Source organism: Vibrio genomosp. F6 (assembly GCF_005146325.1).
Classification (GTDB): Bacteria; Pseudomonadota; Gammaproteobacteria; order Enterobacterales; family Vibrionaceae; genus Vibrio; species Vibrio cortegadensis.
The window spans coordinates 1-592 of the sequence record NZ_SYUT01000082.1; the positions used below are offsets into that span (position 1 = coordinate 1).

Sequence of the window (592 nt, forward strand, 5' to 3'; positions counted from 1 at the left end):
TAATTGGGCGTTAGTTGCTCGAAGGGATAAGTATGAAGTTTAACGTCAAAGAAACGGTTTTCTCATATCCACAGTCAATGCTTGATGAGTGGAAAATTGGTCATAAAGAGTGGATCCCTGAGTCATTATTTGTACCAAACGAAGTGTACAATCAGCCTCGTTATCACTTTGGAGAATATTTTGCTCTGAAACAGTATTTGGATGCAGGTTGGCAAGGAACCGCTTATTACGCACTCGGGGACTGGGAACCAAATAATGTAAAATATGACCAAGGTCGGGCGATTGTCGCAAAGTACATTGATCCAATTCGATTAACGATTTTCAAAGCTTTAAGGCAAGGGTTAACTTCTGGAGAGCCTGATTTAATGCTGTACAAAGAGGATGGCTCAGTACTATTCGTCGAAGTGAAAAAAGAATCAGATCGTATTTCAAAATCTCAACTTATTTGTTTGGCTCAAATTAAATCAATTCTGGGTTGTGATGTTGCAGTTACATATTTAACGGAAAGTAATAAAGTTTACAAAGCAAAGACCTACGAGCTAGACATTTTGGAAGTTCCGCAGTCGTGTATAGAACGCAACTAACAAACAAT

General features: G+C 38.5%; 1 protein-coding gene. It reads left to right on the forward strand.

The window, feature by feature from the left end; genetic code table 11:
- The first annotated feature begins 32 nt into the window (after positions 1-32).
- On the forward strand, positions 33-584 hold the full coding sequence (locus FCV43_RS19325) for a VRR-NUC domain-containing protein (RefSeq protein WP_136996085.1): 552 nt from the start codon (positions 33-35) through the stop codon (positions 582-584).
- Positions 585-592: the final 8 nt, after the last annotated feature.

Excerpts from the sequence above, each read along its gene's own strand:
- FCV43_RS19325 (WP_136996085.1), top strand. The coding sequence starts at position 33 with ATGAAGTTTAACGTCAAAGAAACGGTTTTCTCATATCCACAGTCAATG.